Raw genomic sequence first — 20,627 nt, 5'->3', positions numbered from 1 at the left:
CATCAAACGCATAAAAGAAAAAGAAGTAGAATCGGCTTCTCTTCTTAGAGTTGCACAAAAACAAAACATAAACACCTAGTTGAGTGGGGGCCTTGACAGTTTCGTTCATATCAGGAGGCTCCAGCAGCGCCCCTAGGAAAGCGAAGCCATTTGCGGAAATCCACAGCGGTGTTTATAAAAATACTAAAATCAAGACTTTTTCAGTGGCCTCCAACGAAGGGAGGCTCCGGTACTGTCCGCGGAAAGCGAAGCACCTGAAACGTAGATCAACAATAAATGCAACTTTTAGGCAGGACCTACTTTGGTTACTGTCTTTTTTCCACCAGAGAACTAGACAAATCAATGGGAACATGATATTTTTTGGGAACATAGGAAAATTCTTAGGGGGTATACATATTGAGTAATCTTCACACAAACATGGAAAAATACGCAGAGCTTGCCGTAAAAGTTGGCGTTAATGTACAAAAAGGCCAAACCCTAATTGTAAACGCTGACATCGGTACAGCACCTTTCGTTAGACTTGTTACAAAAAAAGCATATGAAGCAGGAGCAAAACTTGTTCAGATTGAATGGACCGATGAGCAGGTGACTAGAATCCGTTACGATGAAGCACCTGATGAGTCCTTTGAGTATTTCCCTAGCTGGAGAGCGGAAATGTTTGAGAAGGCATACGAAGAAGGAGCAGCAATGCTTGCTATCACGTCCGTAAACCCAGATTTGTTAAAAGGGGTAGATGCTTCAAAAATTGCAAACTTACAAAAAGCAGCAGGTGAAGCAACCAAAGGCTATCGTAATATGGTCATGGCTGATAAAATCAGCTGGTCTATTGTTGCAGTTCCCTCTAAAGGCTGGTCCGCAAAAGTATTCCCAGATATGACAGAGCAAGAACAGGAAGAAAAATTGTGGGAAGCTATTTTCTACGCAACAAGAGCAAATCTTGAGGATCCTGTCAAAGCGTGGATGGAACACAAAGAAAAACTTAGTGAGAAAGTGGAATTCCTAAATAACAAAAAGTTTAAATCACTACACTATAAAGCTGAAGGTACAGATTTGACAATTGATTTAGCTGAGAAACATGTATGGATAGGACCGGAAAGCATTAACGAAAATGGTGTAGCCTTTATAGCCAACATGCCAACCGAGGAAGTCTTTACTACTCCACTAAAAACAGGGGTTAACGGTACGGTGAGAAGTTCCAAGCCATTGAACTATGGCGGAAACATGATTGATAATTTTTCCATCACTTTTGAAAACGGAAGAATCGTCTCATTTGAAGCGGAAGAAGGCTATGAAACACTTCAAAAATTGATTGAAACAGATGAGGGATCACACTATTTAGGTGAAGTTGCACTTGTGCCACATGATTCTCCAATTTCCAATACCAATCTTATTTTCTATAACACATTGTTTGATGAAAATGCTTCGCATCATTTGGCGATTGGAAATGCATATTCTTTCGCACTAGAAGGCGGAAAACAGATGTCAGAAGAAGAACTTGAAGCAGCTGGGGCGAATTCAAGCATTACCCATGTTGATTTCATGATTGGATCAAGTGACATGGATATTGACGGTATTACTAAGGACGGTGAAAGAGTACCGTTATTCCGCCAAGGTAATTGGGCATAAACCACTATAGAACATTCCTTGCCTAAAAAAACATTCCATAGCCTATACGTAGTACAAGTATCATGCATAAATTGTATTGTAGTCTACGTGAAGGAGGGAATTATATGTCAGGTGGAAATTATGGTGGAGGCTTTGCACTAATTGTAGTGCTTTTCATTATCTTGATTATCGCAGGTGCTGGTGCGTTAAGATACTAATTTAACATATAGAGTGAATGGTTGGAGTGTTATTCCAACCATTTTTTCATATCCTTGTTAGGACAAGCGTAGGGAGGTAAAAGAATGGCACAGTTACATGACAAGTTGGTACTGCCAAATGGGGTTGAAATAAAAAACAGATTTTTTAAAGCAGCAATGAGCGAAGGGATGGCTGACGAACACAATAAACCCACACAAAAACTGGTTCATCTATATGAAACCTGGGCAGAAAGTGAAGCAGGCATTGTTGTGACAGGCAATGTCATGGTCGACAAACGTGCCCTAGGTGAACCTAGAAACGTTGTTGTGGAAAATGAAAAAGAGTTAGATTTGTTAAAGGGTTGGGCAAAGGCGGGAACAAAAAATGGAACTCACCTTTGGATGCAAATCAATCATCCGGGGAAACAAGTATTTAAAGGAATCGTAAAAGAAGCTGTTGCCCCGTCCAAAGTAGAATTTGATCCAAAACTTCAACGCTACTTCCCTGTAGCGAGGGAGCTGCAAGAAGATGAGATAATTAACATCATCCAACGGTTTGCCAATACTGCTAAAATTGCCAAAAGATCAGGATTTACTGGCGTTCAGCTCCATGGTGCCCATGGTTATCTCATCAGTCAGTTTTTATCACCCAGACATAATAAACGGACAGACCAATGGGGAGGTTCGATCGAAAACCGTATGAGATTTCTGCTGGAAATCTATAAAGAGGTTCGAGAACAAGTCGGTGACTCTTTTCCGATCGGAGTTAAACTTAATTCTGCAGACTTTATGAAGGCCGGATTTTCTGAGGACGAAGCATTACAGGTTATTCAGACATTGGACCAACTGGGAATAGACTTGATTGAAATTTCAGGAGGATCCTATGAAAGTCCACAAATGACAGGGATGAATGTAAAAGAGAGCACCAAAAGAAGGGAAGCGTACTTTCTTGAATTTGCAGCAGAAGCTAGGAAGGTATCAAAAGCACCCCTTGTTGTAACAGGAGGATTCAGAACGTTAAGCGGAATGAAGGATGCAGTACTTGAAGGAGCAACATCCATGGTGGGATTAGCTCGTCCAATGGCAGTATATCCTTACCTTCCTAAAGAACTTCTACAAGGGAAAAGGGAAACTATCGAACTATTACCAAGAAAGACAGGGATCAAACTAGTGGATCAAACCGCTATGCTAGAATTGACCTGGTATAGTAATCAGTTAGAGCGTATTGGAAAGGGCAAGGAACCAAAACCAGAACTTTCCCCAAAGGTGGCTCTACTGCAGACGATATGGAAAAATGGTTTGGATGTTTTTCAAATGAGAAGAGTATAAGGAAGAGGGAGCTTCTATTATGTGGAGAGCTCCCTTTGCTTTTTGGAGGCAAATAATTATTATTTGAAGAAACTTCATGTTAATATATTTCCATTCACTAAATAATTGTCCAAAGGGGATTAATAAATGAAGCAGATCATAACAGATTTCCTTGATTCACATAAAAATGATTTTTTTGAGATTAGTACATATATAGGTGAAAACCCTGAACTTGGACATGAGGAATACAAATCAGCCAAAGTTCTTTCTGATAAACTTTCAGAACACGGATTTGATGTTCAAATGGGGATTTGTGGGCTGTCAACTGCATTTGAGGCTGTTTTTGACAGTGGGAGACCGGGTCCAACTATCGGATTTATGTGTGAATATGACGCCCTCCCTGAGATTGGACATGCTTGCGGCCATAATTTAATAGGCACGATGGGTATCGCAGCCGGCATTGCCACAAGTAAAGTATTACAAGAAACTGGAGGCAGAGTTATTGTTTATGGTACTCCTGCCGAAGAGACCAAAGGCGGCAAGGTGACAATGGCTGAGCAGGGAGTCTTTGATAATTTAGATGTTGCCATGATGGTTCATCCACTGCATTCCTATGTGAAGAGCGGGTCTTCACTCGCGATGGATGCTATCCAATTTGAATTCTTTGGGAAGCCTGCCCATGCAGCAGCAAACCCTGAAAAAGGAATTAATGCATTGGATGCGGTGATCCAGACTTTTAACGGTATTAATGCATTAAGACAACATGTTACGAGTGATACACGCATTCATGGGATTATTCCTGAAGGCGGAAAAGCTGCCAACGTGGTGCCAGATTATGCTGTCGCTCAATTTTACGTACGTGCCAAAACACGAAGCTATGTGAATGAATTGGTAGAAAAAGTGAAATCAATAGCAGAAGGCGCAGCGATGATGACCGGTGCAACAATGAAAATGTCCAACTATGAATTATCCTACGATAACATGGTTACAAATGAAACACTGTCCGATGTCTTTACCGACCAGCTTATATCACTAGGAGTGCCATCTGAAGAGGTTATTGAAAATAGAGATGGATCTGGTTCACTAGATATGGGAAATGTAAGTCTAGTAGTTCCGTCTATTCATCCATACATTAAAATTTGTAATGAATTATATAGTTGCCATACAACTGAATTCCGCGATGCGGCATTGAGTGACCAAGGAAAAGAGGCGATGATCCTTGGAGCTAAAGCAATGGCATCAACCGCTTACGAACTTTTAACCAAACAAGAGCTGTTAACGAAGATAAAAGAAGAGTTCGAGAAGGCCCCTAAGTAAGAAAGGAGAATATATGATGACCGTAAGAAATAATCAGGTACCATTATCTGTCTTGGATCTGGCCCCAATTGTAGAGGGAAGTACTGCTCAAACATCTTTTCAAAATAGTGTAGAACTTGCACAGCATGTGGAAAGCCTAGGATATACCCGTTATTGGCTTGCCGAGCACCATAATATGAGGGGGATCGCGAGCTCTGCAACTTCTGTCGTGATTGGGCATATAGCAGGGGCAACAAAGAAGATAAGGGTGGGATCCGGGGGCATTATGCTTCCCAATCATGCACCGCTTGTCATTGCGGAACAGTTTGGAACGTTGGAATCCTTGTATCCTGGCAGAATCGACCTTGGCCTCGGCCGGGCACCTGGAAGTGACCAACTGACTGCAGCGGCACTTAGACGGGAGCGCAAAACAGGGGGAGAGGATTTCCCTAATCAGTTAGCGGAGTTACGTTCTTATTTTCACCCTGATGGAACCACAAGAGTAAAAGCCGTTCCTGGAGAAGGACTGGATGTTCCAATTTGGTTGCTCGGCTCAAGCGGATTCAGCGCAAAGCTTTCTGCAGAACAAGGACTGCCATTTGCATTTGCCAGTCATTTTTCACCAGACTATACGCTGCCTGCACTTCAAATCTATCGCAGTTCCTTTAAACCATCTGAGCATTTGGACAAGCCGTATGCCATGATTGGCGTGAACGTAATTGCTGCAGAAAGTGATGAGGAAGCGGAATTTTTAGCGACCTCCATTCAGCAACAATTCCTTAATTTGATCCGTGGAAATCCAGGCCAACTGAAACCACCAGTGGAAGATATGGACTCCCTTTGGAGTGAGTATGAGAAACATGTGGTTGCACAACAGTTGAAATATACCGTTACAGGAAATGCAGAAACAGTTAGGAAAAAGCTTTTCGCAATACTAGAAGAAACACAAGCAGACGAACTCATTGTGAATACTCATGTATATGATCAGCAGGCAAGGTTGAAATCTTATCAGATTTTGGCAGATGCCTGGTTTGGACAATAAAAGACAGATATTTATATTTTGACCTCTACTTTTTTGAGTAGGGGTTTTTGTTTTATTAGGAACAAGTAGTTATTGAAATTCGTCTGAATTTTTGTTTGCTTTGATCATGTAGATTTAGAAATGGAGTCTATCATAAGCGGATTTTTAAGTTGAGATTGTCACACTAAGGTGGATGAAGACAATCATGAGCAAATTTTTAAGTTGAGACTGTTATCATAGCGAGAAGTCTACATGAAGAATTAACAACAAGACGTAACTCTTAAAAGGTAAGGGGGTTGGCTATTCCAAGAAACAATAGAATCATTTTCCTTTTATCAAATTGGAAATTCATGTATCCTTAAACTAAACGGTCAAGAGAGGGTGGGGGCTTCAATGAAAAAGATATTTTTTATGATAGTCATGTTGATGATACTAGCTGGGTGTCAAAAAGAACCCGTCAATCCTTATGATGTGTTAAACGATTACATAACAACTTGGGAGGAACAAGATTTCTCTAACATGTATGAAGAATATCTTCAATTGGAGTCAAAAGAAAACGTACCACTGCAACTTTTTGAAGAAAAGCATAAAGAGGTTTATGACCTTTTTGAAATGGAAAATTTAAAAATAGAAGTGTTGGATCAAGAAGTTGAGTGGGAAGAACAAGAAACCGTCACTATTCCAGGTAAGATCACATATGACACATTTGCTAGAAAAATAGATTACGAAGTGAATTTTGTCATGGATAAAGTGCTAGATGAAGAAGAAAACGAACAGTGGTATATTCAGTGGGAACCAAGTTTTATTTTTCCAGAATATGATTTGACAGATGAATTTGTGATCGAGTATACGAAAGCAACACGGGGTGAAATCTTAGACAGCAAGGGGAACAAACTTGCTGCTAATGAGGAAGTCATGAATCTACAAATTGTTCCAGGTGAGTTTAATGCAGAAAGAGATTTAACAAAACTTGCTGAGATGATTGATATGTCAGAAGAAGAAATAACAGGTCTTTATACATTAAGCTGGGCACAGCCTCATTATGCCATGCCAATCAAAAATTTCCGAAAAGAAAAGAGGGATTTAGTTTTACAATTAATAGAAATTGAAGGAGTTACAAATGGAAAGTCGATAGAACGTGTTTATCCATTTGCAGAAGCAACAGCTCATTTAGTAGGCTATATAGCTGAGGCTACTGCGCAAGATTTAGAAGACTTTGAGGGATACGCGCAGGGTGATAGATTAGGTGTTAACGGGATTGAAGGATTATTTGAAAAGGAATTAAAAGGCAAGAAAGGCATGGAAGTAACCCAAGTAAAAGAAGACGGCACAGAAAAAACAATTGCAAGAACAGAGCCAGAACGTGGTAAAGACATTACATTGACTATAGATGCGGACATGCAACAGAAATTGTATGATGTCATGAAAGATGATGCAGGGCAAGCAGCTACCATTGACCCTAGTACCGGAAAGGTATTAAGTCTTGTAAGTACCCCGGCATATGACCCAAACACTGTTACTATGGGAACTTCACTGAGCAAGAAAAAGAGGCTGGATGAATTAAAGGAAGCAGGGATCATGGCTAGTGAAAATCGCTTCCGTGCTACGTACTCCCCAGGCTCCACCATGAAACTCCTTACTTCAATAATCGGTCTGGAAAGCGGAAAGCTTGACCCGAACCACCAATATGACATCCCTGACAAGCAATGGGATATCGGGGGTAGTAAAGTAACCAGAGTGTATGTAGACGATACAAAAGTAGATTTAAAAAGTGGATTGAACAACTCAGACAATATTTATTTTGCTAAGGCAGCAATTGACATTGGGATAGAGGATTTTGAGGAAGGGTTAGCGAAATTAGGAATTGGGGAAGAACTTCCTTTCGCGTATCCTCCAGTAAGCGATTCTCAAATTTCCAACTCGGGATCTTTCGACAATGAAGTCCTATTGGCCCATACCGCTTATGGACAAGGCGAAATCTTATTGAACATCGTACACCTGGCAAGCATTTATGGAGGGGTAGTAAATGACGGGTCAATGATGAAGCCATTGCTGCTGGAAGAAGAAACTTCTGAAGTATGGAAGGATATCGTGTCGCCTGAGAACGCAAAACTCCTTCAGGACAATCTTAGAAAGACTGTTACGGAAGGAAAATCCAGTGTAGCAAATATACCAGGACGAGAGATTGCAGGGAAGACAGGAACTGCTGAGATTAAAAAAGCAGAAAGATTGGAAAACGGATTATGGGTTTCTTACGATCAAAAGGACCCGACATTTTTGACAGCTATGTTGATTGAGGATGTGATTGAAAGAGGTGGAAGCAGATACACAATAGAATTGACGAACAAATTATATGAAGCTCTTTCAAACTAATTAGGGCAGGTGTTATAGATGGAAAGTTTTATTGGTGTGTCTAAGATAAAAAAACAAGAAATCGTCATTCAGATTATCAATGAATGGGATCCGATGGACCTTCTTGCGATGGGTGCGGGGGAAGATAGGTACCAAAATCAAATTGATAAAATTGTAGATGCGCTAGATGAAGTTGATTCAGTAGACGAATTAGCAAGGCATATTAAACACTATATGGACGCTTCTTTTTCCACTGATTTCCCCTCTATAACCTGCTTGCAAGTAGCGGTTTTAATTTGGGAAGAAATAAAAAAATAAACAATAAAGGGAATTGCCTTTGCCTTTTAGCAATTCCCTTTTTATTTTATTTATCCCTTAGCAGCTTGTAATTGTAATGCGATCTTAATTTGATCCCCAACAAGTACACCACCGGCTTCTAGTGGAGCATTCCAAGTCAAGCCAAAGTCACTTCTCTTGATTTTTCCTTCTACTGCAAAACCTGCTTTCTCATTTCCCCAAGGGTCTTGACCAGTTCCTTCAAACACAACGGAAAATGTTTCTGATTTTGTTGTACCACGAAGAGTAAGATCTCCTGTTACGTTGTATTCGTTTTCGTCAGTTTTCTCGATGGTTGTAGCTTTGAAAGTCATTTTTGGATGGTTATCTACATCAAAGAAATCTCCAGAGCGAAGGTGAGCATCACGGTCGCTACTGCGTGTATCAATACTTGCTACATCCACAACAAACTCGATATCAGCAGTAGTTAAATCTGTTGGATCTGCAACGACTGTTGCATCATATTCATGAAATCCACCTTTTACTGTAGCGAACATCATGTGCTTTACCGAAAAGTCCACTGTACTGTGGGATTTGTCAACATTCCAAACTGTTTTAGTCATAATAATATTCCTCCTAATTTCCCTTTTAGTAAAATATCTTTAATTCGAGATTTATAACTTCAAGATAAAGTATATGCTCGGTATGTTAAAATGTCAACAACTATTTTTTCCTATTATTTACTCTGTTTTAAAAATATGAGATACAACTCGTGACAAGGGAATATTCTTATGATATGTTGCAGGAAACATTAGATTTTTGTTTAAAACCAATGAATTATCAAAAGATATTAAAAACCACAAGACTAGAGCTTTTAGACATAGATTAAGACAAACATCTAAAGTCTCTAAACATACACTAAAGGAGACTTCGTTATGGACAAATTAAACATTATTCATTCAATATCTGCCGATCGAACAAAATATAAGATAGAAGAGGATATTCAACAGTATTTCGAAACAAAAGAAGACCTGCCTACATTTGAGGAATACATAGAAGAGCGTAAGCATTACGTGGAACAGATTTGGTACAATGTATGGCTTAATAAGGTAACTAATGACGTTGCCCGAAAAGAGAAAAAACACATTTTGAGTGAACGCGGGTTTGAAATAGAAGGGGTTGACAAAAAAATTATCAACCAACTGTTTAAAAATGAAATGCGGGAATATGAACCTTTTCATGCAGAAGAGTGGTTACGGAATTCCTCGTATACGAACCCGTCAGTATGGGCAGAAAAATACATTCAGGCCCGTAAAAATTTCCAAAAAAGAATGGAAGAAAAACGTCTGCAACTTCGCATCGATGCTGTTACAGATGCGGTTGATCAGGTAGCGCACAAGATAGTGGAAATAAATCAAGCGAATTACTTCTTGTATGTCAGACACTTTGTTGCAAAGAAGGTAAGGGAGGACCTACAGAACAACCCGAAATTTGAAGAAACAGACTCCTACAGAAGAGAAGATGTGTTAAAAGAGTCTGGCCCTATGGATGCATCCGACTATCACACTTTGAAGGACTTTTTTGGTGAGCTGACAGGTGCTGTTCATCAAACCTTTGATTATTATGAGGAATACTTGGAATATGAAACATATTATTTTTTCTATGAAAAGAGAATTACGGATTATCTGTTCGGTTTTCTTCCCGGCCTGATAATGAAAGAACTTCCTGAAAAAATTTTAAAAGATTACGGTACCGTGACTTCTGAAGAGTTTAATGTATCTAAGCTTAGGAAGTTACTTGCAAACTCTTTCTACTTACTGGTCAATGATTATTTGGAACAACTACAAGATGAATTTGTTACGGATCTGCTTGAACTTGCTGAACAACCTTTTGACTTAGCAGTACATGAGCACTATTTGCAAAGAGATATCAATGATCGGAAACGAAAAGAAGAAGAGATATTGGAAGAAATCCGCCGTAAACAAGAAGAAGAGGAGAGGATGTTAGAAGATATTTTTGGAAGGGAATATATTCCTTCCAGTGGCAGAAGCACACGGTATGTGATACATATTGGGGAAACAAACACAGGAAAGACTTTTCAAGCCTTACAGAGAATGAAAGAAGCAAAAAGCGGGTTATATCTTGCACCATTGCGGTTATTGGCGTTGGAAGTCTACGATACATTAAATTCAGATGGAGTACCCTGCTCATTAAAAACAGGGGAAGAAGAGAAGTTGTCTCCAGGAGCTACCCATTTCTCTAGCACGGTCGAAATGTTCTATGAAAAAGATCATTATGAAGTTATCGTGATTGATGAAGCACAAATGATTGCAGATAAGGATCGGGGTTTTTCTTGGTACAAAGCCATTACGAAGGCTAATGCGGATGAAGTGCATATTGTAGGAAGCTTTAGTATGCGAGAAATGGTATTGCAGCTACTTGGGAGTGCGAATATTGAAATTAACGAATATACAAGGGACACTCCTCTTCAAGTTGAAGATCGGCCATTTACTCTTAGGGATACAAAAAGAGGGGATGCACTTGTCTGTTTTTCTCGTAAACGGGTTTTAGAAACGGCATCGATTCTTCAGAACAACGGTCATCAAGTCAGCATGATATATGGAAGCATGCCTCCTGAAACAAGAAAAAAGCAGATGCAACGTTTTATAGATGGAGAAACAACAGTTATTGTCGCGACAGATGCTATCGGGATGGGCTTGAATTTGCCAATTAGAAGAGTAGTCTTCTTGCAAAATGAAAAGTTTGATGGGACACGACGAAGACGACTGACTTCACAAGAAGTAAAGCAGATTGCGGGTCGGGCTGGCCGTAAAGGAATGTATGACGTTGGAAAGGTTGCATTTATAGGAGACATAAAAGCAATGGAAAAACTACTAGGTGGGAAAGATCGTCAGGTACATACTTTTGCAATTGCTCCAACCAGTTCGATATTAGAGCGATTTCAAAAGTACTCAAACAAGCTTGGTCATTTCTTTGACCTGTGGGATAAGTTCGAAAGTCCTGCGGGTACAGAGAAGGCCACCCTTAGCGAGGAACAAATTTTATATGAGACAATCGAGGACACCATCATTGAAGCTAGACTGACGGTTAACGATTTGTATGGCTTTTTACATCTACCATTTTCTACAAAAGAGCAGACCCTTATAAACCAATGGCAGCAAACAATGGAAGCGATTGTAACAAGAGAAGAACTGCCGGAGCCGTTCATGAATAAGGATAGCCTGGAGAATGTGGAGTTATCCTATAAATCCATCGGTCTTCACTTGTTGTTTTTATATAGATTGGACAGAAGAACGGAAGCAACATATTGGGAAAGAATAAGGGAATCATTTAGTGATGAAGTGCATGAGCGATTGCAAACAGATGTAAAAATGCGGACGAAGCAGTGTAACAAATGTGGGAAGAAGTTGGATCCTGATTTCAAATATGCAGTATGTGATGCTTGTCACTTTTCCAAACTTCGGAAAAAGCACAAGAACTTTTCTATAAAGCGTCCATTTTAGGCTATATTCTAAATGTAAAAAGAGAGGTGCTACCGGCTAGCAGCTCTTTTTTTGAATGTTTTATAAAAACTGTAATACAGTATACAAAGGAGCAACTGCGTGAGAGGAGTGTTCATCGTGTCTACTTGGATTTTACGTGGTGATTCAAAGAATGTACAGTCAAACATCATTACTTATCATTTAGATATGTATGAACTAATTCATATAAATCAAATGAGGCAAGGGGACAAAGTATACTATTGTGATCATACTGATTTTATCTGCATTTGCAAGGTAAATACGATTACCATGTACAATCAAATTATCATTACATTAGATGTAATAGAGCAGGGAGAGCCACTGCCATTAAACTTTGTAAGAAAGCTCTGGGGTTTGAAGAATCTGGATATTTTTAAAATAGAGGATATTAAGGTACTGGCACTTCAAAAAGATGAGGATGAAATATTAAGTTCTTATTTGAAAACACCAGGCTCAGTGGAAGGTTTGGTGAAATATGATTACTTGGATATACATTTGTTTTTGTATAGTCGAGTGGCAGAGGTTTGGATAGGAGACATTGAAAACCAAACATCCAGATATCAGTTCTTCCATGCTTTTAGAAAAGAAGAATATTTATCGATTATGAACTGGGAGGATTTCCAAAAATTTAGAGAGCAATCGTCATTTTCTGAAACAACTCTGCCAGTGGAAAGTTTCTTTTCTGAACAAAAAGCACCGATTGAACGCTATAGACAATATTTTATAGATTTTCTTTTTGGTGATGATAGTATTGATAAGCGTTTAGACAGCTTCTACAAAGACCCTGTTCGACGGTTAATTGGTTTTGGTCATAAAGAAATTGGTGAGCTGATTCATTATCTTTTCCCTAACTTCTTTTGCCGATTTACAAATAAAGAGATTATGGCAATAGAAAGATTGTTTAAAGAAGCATCGTCATTGCAGAATACATATACTATTGGCTCTAAAATTTACTATTACCAAAAATTAATCAACGAAAGTTATTTATTAAATAAATATATAAATATTGTAGGTAGGAAGACAGAATTGCCGATCTATTATGAGATCAACTGTTTTTTACAATATATATATGATACACACTCTGAAAAGGAAAACGGTATAAAAAAAGAAGCTTATAAGGCGAAAGAAAAAAAGAAATATTGGATTTACACTATTCAAACTGGAGTTGATACCGATTCTTTTTTTGAAGAAGGTATGCTTACTTTTAATCATGGCAAGCTTGGGAATGTAAAAAACTATTCATCTCGAAAAGAAATATGGAATAGTTACCGGCAAATTTATAGCGCAAAAAAAGTACCTTATTTAGAGACTTCTGCTTTATATCAATTTTGTCATGAGATGGAAGAGGACGATTATGTTTTTGTTAAGAATGATAAAGAGCAGATCATTGGCTTGGGAAGGGTGAGCACCCCTTACATGTTTCCGAAATTCCCTAACTCTCCATCTTTCCGAAAAATAGAATGGATCCGAACTGGAACCTGGACTATAAGCGGGATGCTATTTTCTAAAAAGCCTCTTGTTAACATTACAGCCAATCAAATCTCATTATCATATCTGCTTGATATAATTCTTGAAAGATAATAAAGCACCTCACTAAATTCCAGTGAGGTGTTTTTTGATGTGCTTATTTAGTGCTTCCGGCACATTGAATTATTAATCAACAACATGCTACTTTCCACCTAGTTTATGACCTGATAATAAAAGTAGCGTGTATTTAGTACGAATTTTCAGAAATCTATATTGACAACGCTTTCACTCATTAGTAATCTTTTCTTGTATACATAGAAAGAGGGAGGAATTAGGGTGAATTCTGTTTGGTTGGCAATCACCGGTTTTATCGTATTTGCTCTAGGCTATCGTTATTATTCCAAATTCATCGCAGAAAAAATTTATCGCCTGGATCCTGATTATGTAACACCTGCCCATAAGTATAATGATGGGGTGGATTTTGTACCAACGAAGAAGGTAGTCCTTTGGGGACATCACTTTTCCTCAGTGGCGGGGGCTTCGCCAATTTTAGGTCCTGCAATAGCACTTTATTGGGGATGGGGACCTGCTTTCCTATGGGTCATACTTGGTACTGTCTTTGCAGCTGGTGTTCATGATTTTGGTACACTTGTGCTTTCTGTCCGAAATAAAGGACAATCTATTGGCACTTTAACAGACCGTCTAATTGGAAAACGCGCAAAAATGCTCTTTTTATTTATCATTTTAATCTTAGTTCTCATGGTAAATGCCGTGTTTGCTTGGGTTATCTCAAACTTGTTCATTAAGTTCCCGGCTGCAGTAATTCCAATATTTATTGAGATCCCGATTGCGATTTGGATTGGATATGCAGTTTACAAAAGAAAGGCAAAAATGCTGGTTCCCTCTTTGATTGCACTTGCCGTTATGTACGGTTCAGCAGTTTTGACAAGCAAGGTTCAGTTCCTCCAAATTGACTTGGTCCGTTATTTTGGCGGTGCCGATAACACGGTTATCTTCGGATTAGATGGAGTATCCATGTCATTTTTCATTTGGATCATGGTTCTATTGATTTATTGTTATTTTGCATCAACTTTACCTGTATGGAAATTACTGCAGCCACGTGACTATATCAATTCTCACCAATTAGTCGTCGGCTTATTCATGCTTTACGCAGGTTTACTAGTACTCAGACCTGAACTGACTGCCCCGATGACAAATGAAGTAAGTGATGTTTCTTGGTTCCCATTGTTATTTATCACTATTGCCTGTGGGGCGATTTCTGGATTCCATGGACTAGTTGCATCGGGTACTACTTCGAAACAACTCGATAAAGAAACAGACGCACGTTTTGTTGGTTATTTGGGATCGGTAGGAGAGGGGATCCTTGCTTTGATCTCCATTATTGCGGTTGCGACTTTGTTTGCCAATGCTGGTGATTTTAGGGCAGCTTACTCCGACTTTGGTGCAGCAAGCCTAGGGGGGATGTCCAATTTTATTAACGGTGCGGCCCAACTAGCTACAGGTATTGCGATTCCTGCGGATATTGCCAGAACTATTGTAACCGTGATTGTTGTGAGTTTTGCAGCAACTAGCTTGGATACATCCTTACGTCTCATGAGATACATCATTTCTGAAATCGGAAGTGAATATAACTTTAAACCTTTAACAAACATGCATGTCGCAACTTCTGTTGCTGTTGTTTCGAGTGCTGCATTAGTATTGATTCCAAAAGGTCCGAATGGATTTGGTTCAGGAGGTTACTTACTCTGGCCGCTGTTTGGTACAAGCAATCAGCTTTTGGCAGGAGTAAGTTTACTGCTAATATCCGTTTGGTTAAAGAAGCAGGGTAGAAACTTCTTCTATACTTTTGTTCCGATGATTTTCATATTCTCTATGACTCTTTATGCTATGTTTGTACAAGTCGTCTTTCAATGGTCAGGACTCGGAGAAACAGATGCGAACATGTTACTTTTCATTTTAGGTGGAATTATTTTCGTGTTTGCATTTTGGATTATTTTGGAGGCATTCAGAGTATTCTTTAAAACTGACAAGTCCCCTCCAATAGATCCGTCCATGTAACATTTAGCGAGAGGATGTAGCATGTTGCTCATCCTCTCCTTTTATAAAAGCAGAAAGGGGTTTCCTTAATAATGGATATTCTGGAAAAATTCAAGAAAGTCATCACTATTTATGATGAAATACTTCAACAACCCCACCGAACTGAGATTGCAAGAGAGTTGAGGGAAGAAGAGGATTTGTTTACTTTATTATGTTTTTCTGAAATGCTCGGTCTCCCTAATCCTGCATTTTACTATACGTTGGAGCTTTACCCACTTGTCATTGAGAGGTTTCATGATTGGCACCTAAGAATGGGGATGGAGAAATCACCACTAAATGGAATACGCTGTTGTTAGGAGGTAGAAGAATGAGCAAGCTATTTAACTGCAAAATTATATTTATTGGTGGCAAAGGGGGAGTTGGAAAATCAACCACAGCTTCTGCTATTGCACATCTATTATCGGAAGAAGGCAAAAAGGTTTTATTAGTATCAACGGATCCAGCCCACAATATTGGAGACATCTTTCATGTAAAGCCGAAAGATAAGATATTGTCGATCGACACATACCTGCATCTCTTGGAAATTAACCCTCAATCTGAATCAAAGAGATACATCGAGGAGGTAAAAACTAATCTAAAGGGATTAGTAAAAGCAACCATGGTGGAAGAGGTACATAGGCAAATTGATCTGGCAAGCGCATCACCAGGAGCAGATGAAGCAGCACTATTTGATAAAATTACTTCCTTAGTGCTGGAAGAATACAATTTTTTCGACCATATCATATTTGACACTGCTCCAACTGGACACACCATTCGGCTTTTAACATTACCTGAATTGATGAATGTCTGGATAAGCGGCTTGTTGGAAAAGAGAAAAAAGGTTCAGCAAAACTATAGCCAGTTATTAAACGATGGAGAGCCGGTGGAAGACCCGATATTTGAAAAATTACAGTCTAGAAAGCAAAAGTTTGTAAAGGTACGGGATATTCTCCTTGATCAGAAGAAGACAGGTTATGCTTTTGTCCTTAATGCCGAACGACTTCCTATACTAGAAACAAAAAAAGCGATAGATATGTTAGAAAAGCAAAACATGGACGTTTCCACAGTTTTTGTTAATAAGGTCATCCCAGACCATGCAGATGGTGTCTTTATGAATAATCGAAGAGAAAATGAAAGACCATATATAAAGCAGATTCATGAAATTTTTCATAAGCAAGAAATAATTAAAACTCCACTTTTTGAACATGACATTTCTAATATTGGCCATTTGAGGAAGTATGCATATACTCTAACATATCATTTTACAATGAAGAACTCCTAAGAAAGGAACAAATTCCTCCTTTTCTTAGGAGTTTTTTCTTGGTTGAAGGAAAGCCTAAAAGGAAATGAGTACGGGAGATAGGTACATGAAAATGTTATGTCTTGATGGGGGAGGAATTCGGGGAGTATTTGCCGTTTCTATTCTTCAGGAGATGGAGAAAGATTTCAACCAACCAATAGCTGACCTAGTAGACCTTGTTGCAGGAACAAGTACGGGCTCTATTATCGCCTCCTCGATTTCCATCAAAAAGCCAATGAATGAGGTATTATCAGGTTATAAAAAATACGGAAAACAAATATTTACCCGCCAAGCAAAAGTAGGCCTTTTTAAAAGCATCTATAGTGACCGTCAACTTAGACAGTTTATCATGCAAGCGTTTGGGAATCGAAAATTGAAGGATATAATAAGTCCTTTGTTAATACCAGCTGTTGATTTAACACATGGTCGCCCATTTGTGCATCGTTCCAATTATGGAAACAAGGCAGCAAAGGATTTGACCATTCACTTATGGGATGCCGTGCTTTCCTCTTGTTCTGCACCAGTTTATTTTCCCCCAAACAATATCGGCAACGACTATCTTTCCATTGATGGAGGACTGTGGGCAAATAATCCATCTCTGGTTTGTATGACAGAGGGGGTGGAATATTTTAAGTTGAAATTGGAAGATATAGAAATTCTCTCTATCGGGACTGGACTTCAAAAAATCGACTTTACCATTCAAAAGGATAAATATTGGGGGGTAAAACAGTGGCTACCGTTTCAATTCCCTTCCATGAAAGTTACGCCAAAATTATTAGACCTTGCGTTGCAATTATCATCTGAATCTGTGTCCTATCAATGCAGGCATCTATTAGGAAGTAATTACATCCGTCTTAATAAGGAACTGGGAGAGGAAGTGCCATTTGATGATGTAACCTATATGGACGAGCTGATTCGACTGGGGCAATCCGTTTATTGGGAACAGAAAAAAGTGATAAGTGAATTCTTAAGTACCTGAGTTGTTTTTTTCTATATCAGAAGGGGTACTATAACTGTAGAAAATAAATGAAGGGGGAATTTTGATTTGTCTTCGGAAAATAGAATCACGCTACATGAGTTTAATAATTTAACAAAATCCCTGAGTTTCAATATGTATGATATCTGTTATACAAAGACAAAAGAGGAAAGGGAATCCTATATCGATTATATCGACGAACAATATAATGCTGACCGGTTAACAAAGATTTTAAAGAACGTCGCCGACCTAATCGGTGCACATGTGCTGAATGTCGCAAAACAGGATTATGTTCCACAAGGAGCAAGTGTGACGGTACTCGTTTCGGAAGGACCCGTAGTTGAAGTTCCAACAGAGTCTTATGAAGAATCTCCAGGACCTCTTCCAGATTCCGTGGTATGTCAGCTTGATAAGAGTCATATTACGGTACATACCTATCCAGAATATCATCCAGTTGAAGGAATAAGCACATTTCGGGCGGATATAGACGTATCCACTTGCGGAGAGATTTCACCGTTGAAAGCTTTAAACTATCTGATCCACTCTTTTGAAACAGATATTATGACCATGGATTACCGAGTACGTGGCTTTACAAGAGATATTAACGGTAACAAGCTGTTTATTGACCATGACATCAATTCGATCCAAAACTACATACCCAATGATGTAAAAAGGCTTTATGATATGATTGATGTAAATATTTATCAGGAAAATATTTTTCACACAAAGTGCCGCCTAAAGGAGTTTGATTTAAACAATTATCTATTCGGATACTCAAAAGACAAACTATCTGATGAAGAAAGATATGAAATTACAAACAAGCTAACAAACGAAATGGACGAAATATTTTATGGCAAAAACATTAACTTTGGACACAGGGAAGAAGAATGAATAATGATTAATCTGAAAAAGCGATGAGTCCAAGACTTATTGCTTTTTTGTTGGAATGAATTCCCCTTTAGAAGAATAACACCTAATAATAGGGTTAAAAAGGGGAGAGCATTATGGGACAACATAATCATGATCCAAATTTAAGCGGTTCCGATAAACTTATTTTAGCGATTTCTATGACACTTCTTTTTGCATTTGCCCTGCTTATTGTTGGTGGAGCCTTTTTGTTTGGTTTTGCCGGCCTTTTTCAACTCTTCAGTGTCCAATATGAGACAAAAAGTTCGTTGATTTCCTATATTGTATTACTGATACCATTAACCTTGATTTTTGAAATAGCAACCATGACCTTTCTAATTAGAGTTTTGCCTCGAATAAGGAGGAAGTGGATTATTCCAATTTCGCAAATAGGGATTACCTTTCTTTTTTTATGGATTCCTTTATATCTTACAGATGAATGGATAAAGGGGATCACAGTTCCATTGTATACAGAATTGGTTGCAGCTAGTTTGTTGCTTGTTTTAGATAGTTTGGTAGAAAAAAGCATTCCTAAGAATGAATTGGGACCTTAAAAACCAAAACCCTATTACTTTATTGCAATTGATAATCATTATCATATATAATAGGAGAATCTTAGAGAATGTAAGTAAGGGGAAATCGTATGTACACAATTACACATCACTTATTAGAGGAAGGAGAAGAGCTAATTGCACCTCCTTCCATTATTTATGTTGCAGCTAATTCAGCTGCTGTTAAAAACCAAAATTTGTCTGATGTACAGGAACTAACCGAGGGAAAAGCATATTGGATGAAAAACAGCTCTATCGTGTCACCTGCAAACAACTATTTAAAAATATATATAATTGATATTAAGGATATGAACCAAGAAAGTATTTACTTCACCGCTACGGAACCATGTAAAATAAGTCCTATTTTAGATGAGCTGATTATCCTTCAAAAAAGTAAATCGTTTTTGGACCGTTGCAATTTCCAAGCAAAGCTGTGGAAATTGATTGGTAGTATGACAGAAGTGCAACAGTTAGATGATATAGAACAAACCATAACTTATATTTACAAGAACGCTCATAAACATATTACGGTTCAGGATCTTGCTGCTAAAGCTCGTATGACGCCAGTTTCCTTTGCGAGGGTTTTTAAGAAGAAAACAGGAATTCCACCAAAAGAATTTGTTCTTGATACTAAAATAAAAAAAGCCAAGGAAATAATTGTGCAAAATAAAGGTATAAATATTAAAGATGTGGCACTTCAAATAGGCATTCAAGACGAGTTTTACTTTAGCCGTTTATTTAAAAAACGTGAAGGGTTATCGCCAACTATTTACATAAAAAAAATTCAAGATCGAGTGGCAGTGGTCAGTCAATTATTTTTACAAGACCACCTACTATCATTAGGCATTCAACCGGTGGCAGCTCCTGTGTATCCTAGTATTTATCCAAAATCAAATGGAATTCCTTCTTATCTAGAAAAGTCTTTAGAGGGTACTTTACTTTTAAACGCAGAAAAAACTATTAATTCCAAAGATATTATGACAGTGGATCCTGATTGTATTATAAAAACCTCTCTTCACCATGGGGAACAACAGACACTTACATGGATGAAAAATAAGGAGGTTCATTTGATAGATTTTCAGAAGACATGGGATGATTATTTAGATCAAATTGCTCATTTTTTTGGTAGAGAAGAGGCGGTAGCTAACATCAAGAAAGAAATGGTGCAATTGGAGAAGCGCGCAAAAGAGATGCTTAAAGGCGTGGCCAAAAGTGGGGAATGGGCAGTAGTGTGGGTAAGAAATGAGGAAATTAGACTTTATGGTGCATCTAATCATGCTTGCATGGATCTGTTGTATCAAACACTAGATTTTACACCCCATCAAGGTTTACCCAAAAGTGGGTATATTACGATAACTGTAAATGATTTATTGGAACTTAACCCGGATAAAATTCTATTCTTATGGAGTACGAAAGCAGCGGTAGATAAGGTTGCAAAGGATCCTGTTTGGGACAAACTAAGAGCAGTTGAGAATAAGGAAATTTATATACCAAGCAGTCATGAATGGGATCCTTGGGGACCATTGGGAAGAAAACATATGATAGAAGGCCTAGTTAGCTATTTTAACTTAGATAAAAAACTTCTTTATATGTGATAAATATATTTTGTCTATGTCGAAAGTTAGATTTGTGCATGGATACTTCGATTGATAATAGTTATCATTGAGAATGAATTTCAACAAGAGATTCATTCTTTTTTAATTAGAAATGATAATCATTATCATTAAAGTGGT

The 20,627-nt window shown here is 38.3% G+C and carries 17 protein-coding genes; 16 read left to right on the top strand and 1 reads right to left on the bottom strand.

Going from position 1 to position 20,627, the window contains the following annotated elements; translation table 11 throughout:
- Window positions 1–396: 396 nt before the first annotated feature.
- The 7 genes from HF078_RS16820 (at window position 397) to HF078_RS16790 (ending at window position 8,097) form a co-directional block, all read left to right on the top strand.
- On the top strand, window positions 397–1,626 hold the full coding sequence (locus HF078_RS16820) for an aminopeptidase (RefSeq protein WP_169292187.1): 1,230 nt from the start codon (window positions 397–399) through the stop codon (window positions 1,624–1,626).
- A 104-nt stretch (window positions 1,627–1,730) separates the two neighbouring features.
- Window positions 1,731–1,823 (top strand): YjcZ family sporulation protein, encoded by a 93-nt coding sequence (locus HF078_RS16815; protein WP_010199532.1) that lies wholly within the window; start codon window positions 1,731–1,733, stop codon window positions 1,821–1,823.
- A gap of 84 nt (window positions 1,824–1,907) precedes the next feature.
- Complete coding sequence (locus HF078_RS16810; protein WP_169292186.1) at window positions 1,908–3,131, top strand: NADH:flavin oxidoreductase/NADH oxidase family protein; 1,224 nt, start codon at window positions 1,908–1,910, stop codon at window positions 3,129–3,131.
- Between the two features lie 126 nt (window positions 3,132–3,257).
- Window positions 3,258–4,427, top strand: a complete 1,170-nt coding sequence (locus HF078_RS16805; RefSeq protein WP_169292185.1) for a M20 family metallopeptidase — start codon at window positions 3,258–3,260, stop codon at window positions 4,425–4,427.
- A gap of 16 nt (window positions 4,428–4,443) precedes the next feature.
- Window positions 4,444–5,448 (top strand): LLM class flavin-dependent oxidoreductase, encoded by a 1,005-nt coding sequence (locus tag HF078_RS16800; RefSeq protein WP_169292206.1) that lies wholly within the window; start codon window positions 4,444–4,446, stop codon window positions 5,446–5,448.
- Window positions 5,449–5,820: 372 nt separating this feature from the next.
- Complete coding sequence (locus HF078_RS16795) at window positions 5,821–7,800, top strand: penicillin-binding transpeptidase domain-containing protein (protein ID WP_169292184.1); 1,980 nt, start codon at window positions 5,821–5,823, stop codon at window positions 7,798–7,800.
- Window positions 7,801–7,818: 18 nt separating this feature from the next.
- Entirely contained in the window at window positions 7,819–8,097 is a 279-nt protein-coding gene (locus HF078_RS16790) for a DUF1871 family protein (RefSeq protein ID WP_169292183.1), read from the top strand.
- Window positions 8,098–8,147: 50 nt separating this feature from the next.
- Here the strand turns inward: HF078_RS16790 and HF078_RS16785 are convergent, their stop codons facing one another.
- Window positions 8,148–8,678, bottom strand: coding sequence for a YceI family protein (locus HF078_RS16785; protein ID WP_169292182.1), 531 nt, complete (start codon window positions 8,676–8,678; stop codon window positions 8,148–8,150).
- Between the two features lie 312 nt (window positions 8,679–8,990).
- Between HF078_RS16785 and HF078_RS16780 the strand changes: the two genes are divergently transcribed.
- The 9 genes from HF078_RS16780 to HF078_RS16740 all read left to right on the top strand — a co-directional run bounded on the left by HF078_RS16780 (window position 8,991) and on the right by HF078_RS16740 (window position 20,489).
- The gene (locus HF078_RS16780) at window positions 8,991–11,579 is read left to right on the top strand and encodes a DEAD/DEAH box helicase (RefSeq protein WP_169292181.1); all 2,589 of its coding nucleotides are present in this window, start codon (window positions 8,991–8,993) and stop codon (window positions 11,577–11,579) included.
- 117 nt (window positions 11,580–11,696) lie between these two features.
- Window positions 11,697–13,178: a hypothetical protein gene (locus HF078_RS16775; RefSeq protein WP_169292180.1), complete on the top strand. Its 1,482-nt coding sequence runs from the start codon at window positions 11,697–11,699 to the stop codon at window positions 13,176–13,178.
- 222 nt (window positions 13,179–13,400) lie between these two features.
- Window positions 13,401–15,143, top strand: coding sequence for a carbon starvation CstA family protein (locus HF078_RS16770; RefSeq protein WP_169292179.1), 1,743 nt, complete (start codon window positions 13,401–13,403; stop codon window positions 15,141–15,143).
- A gap of 71 nt (window positions 15,144–15,214) precedes the next feature.
- Window positions 15,215–15,478 carry a cory-CC-star protein gene (locus tag HF078_RS16765; RefSeq protein ID WP_169292178.1) on the top strand — a complete coding sequence of 88 codons (264 nt, stop codon included), beginning with the start codon at window positions 15,215–15,217 and terminating at the stop codon, window positions 15,476–15,478.
- Between the two features lie 11 nt (window positions 15,479–15,489).
- The gene (locus tag HF078_RS16760) at window positions 15,490–16,443 is read left to right on the top strand and encodes an ArsA family ATPase (RefSeq protein ID WP_169292177.1); all 954 of its coding nucleotides are present in this window, start codon (window positions 15,490–15,492) and stop codon (window positions 16,441–16,443) included.
- Window positions 16,444–16,528: 85 nt separating this feature from the next.
- Window positions 16,529–17,440: a CBASS cGAMP-activated phospholipase gene (locus HF078_RS16755; RefSeq protein WP_169292176.1), complete on the top strand. Its 912-nt coding sequence runs from the start codon at window positions 16,529–16,531 to the stop codon at window positions 17,438–17,440.
- Window positions 17,441–17,506: 66 nt separating this feature from the next.
- A complete protein-coding gene (gene speD / locus HF078_RS16750) occupies window positions 17,507–18,328 on the top strand; it encodes an adenosylmethionine decarboxylase (protein ID WP_169292175.1) in 822 nt (273 codons plus the stop codon).
- Window positions 18,329–18,441: 113 nt separating this feature from the next.
- Window positions 18,442–18,897, top strand: coding sequence for a YrvL family regulatory protein (locus tag HF078_RS16745; RefSeq protein ID WP_169292174.1), 456 nt, complete (start codon window positions 18,442–18,444; stop codon window positions 18,895–18,897).
- Window positions 18,898–18,986: 89 nt separating this feature from the next.
- Complete coding sequence (locus HF078_RS16740; RefSeq protein ID WP_169292173.1) at window positions 18,987–20,489, top strand: helix-turn-helix domain-containing protein; 1,503 nt, start codon at window positions 18,987–18,989, stop codon at window positions 20,487–20,489.
- Window positions 20,490–20,627: the final 138 nt, after the last annotated feature.

It is taken from the genome of Bacillus sp. RO2 (assembly GCF_012911845.1).
Classification (GTDB): domain Bacteria; phylum Bacillota; class Bacilli; order Bacillales; family Bacillaceae_I; genus Sutcliffiella_A.
The sequence above is the reverse complement of the archived record's forward strand: the minus strand, read 5'-3'. Positions and strand labels throughout refer to the sequence as shown.

Coding starts and splice junctions, on each gene's coding strand:
- HF078_RS16745 (WP_169292174.1), top strand. CDS start 18,442: ATGGGACAACATAATCATGATCCAAATTTAAGCGGTTCCGATAAACTT.
- HF078_RS16800 (WP_169292206.1), top strand. CDS start 4,444: ATGACCGTAAGAAATAATCAGGTACCATTATCTGTCTTGGATCTGGCC.
- HF078_RS16785 (WP_169292182.1), bottom strand. CDS start 8,678: ATGACTAAAACAGTTTGGAATGTTGACAAATCCCACAGTACAGTGGAC.
- HF078_RS16765 (WP_169292178.1), top strand. CDS start 15,215: ATGGATATTCTGGAAAAATTCAAGAAAGTCATCACTATTTATGATGAA.
- HF078_RS16805 (WP_169292185.1), top strand. CDS start 3,258: ATGAAGCAGATCATAACAGATTTCCTTGATTCACATAAAAATGATTTT.
- HF078_RS16755 (WP_169292176.1), top strand. CDS start 16,529: ATGAAAATGTTATGTCTTGATGGGGGAGGAATTCGGGGAGTATTTGCC.
- HF078_RS16815 (WP_010199532.1), top strand. CDS start 1,731: ATGTCAGGTGGAAATTATGGTGGAGGCTTTGCACTAATTGTAGTGCTT.
- HF078_RS16810 (WP_169292186.1), top strand. CDS start 1,908: ATGGCACAGTTACATGACAAGTTGGTACTGCCAAATGGGGTTGAAATA.
- HF078_RS16740 (WP_169292173.1), top strand. CDS start 18,987: ATGTACACAATTACACATCACTTATTAGAGGAAGGAGAAGAGCTAATT.
- HF078_RS16780 (WP_169292181.1), top strand. CDS start 8,991: ATGGACAAATTAAACATTATTCATTCAATATCTGCCGATCGAACAAAA.
- HF078_RS16795 (WP_169292184.1), top strand. CDS start 5,821: ATGAAAAAGATATTTTTTATGATAGTCATGTTGATGATACTAGCTGGG.
- HF078_RS16760 (WP_169292177.1), top strand. CDS start 15,490: ATGAGCAAGCTATTTAACTGCAAAATTATATTTATTGGTGGCAAAGGG.
- HF078_RS16790 (WP_169292183.1), top strand. CDS start 7,819: ATGGAAAGTTTTATTGGTGTGTCTAAGATAAAAAAACAAGAAATCGTC.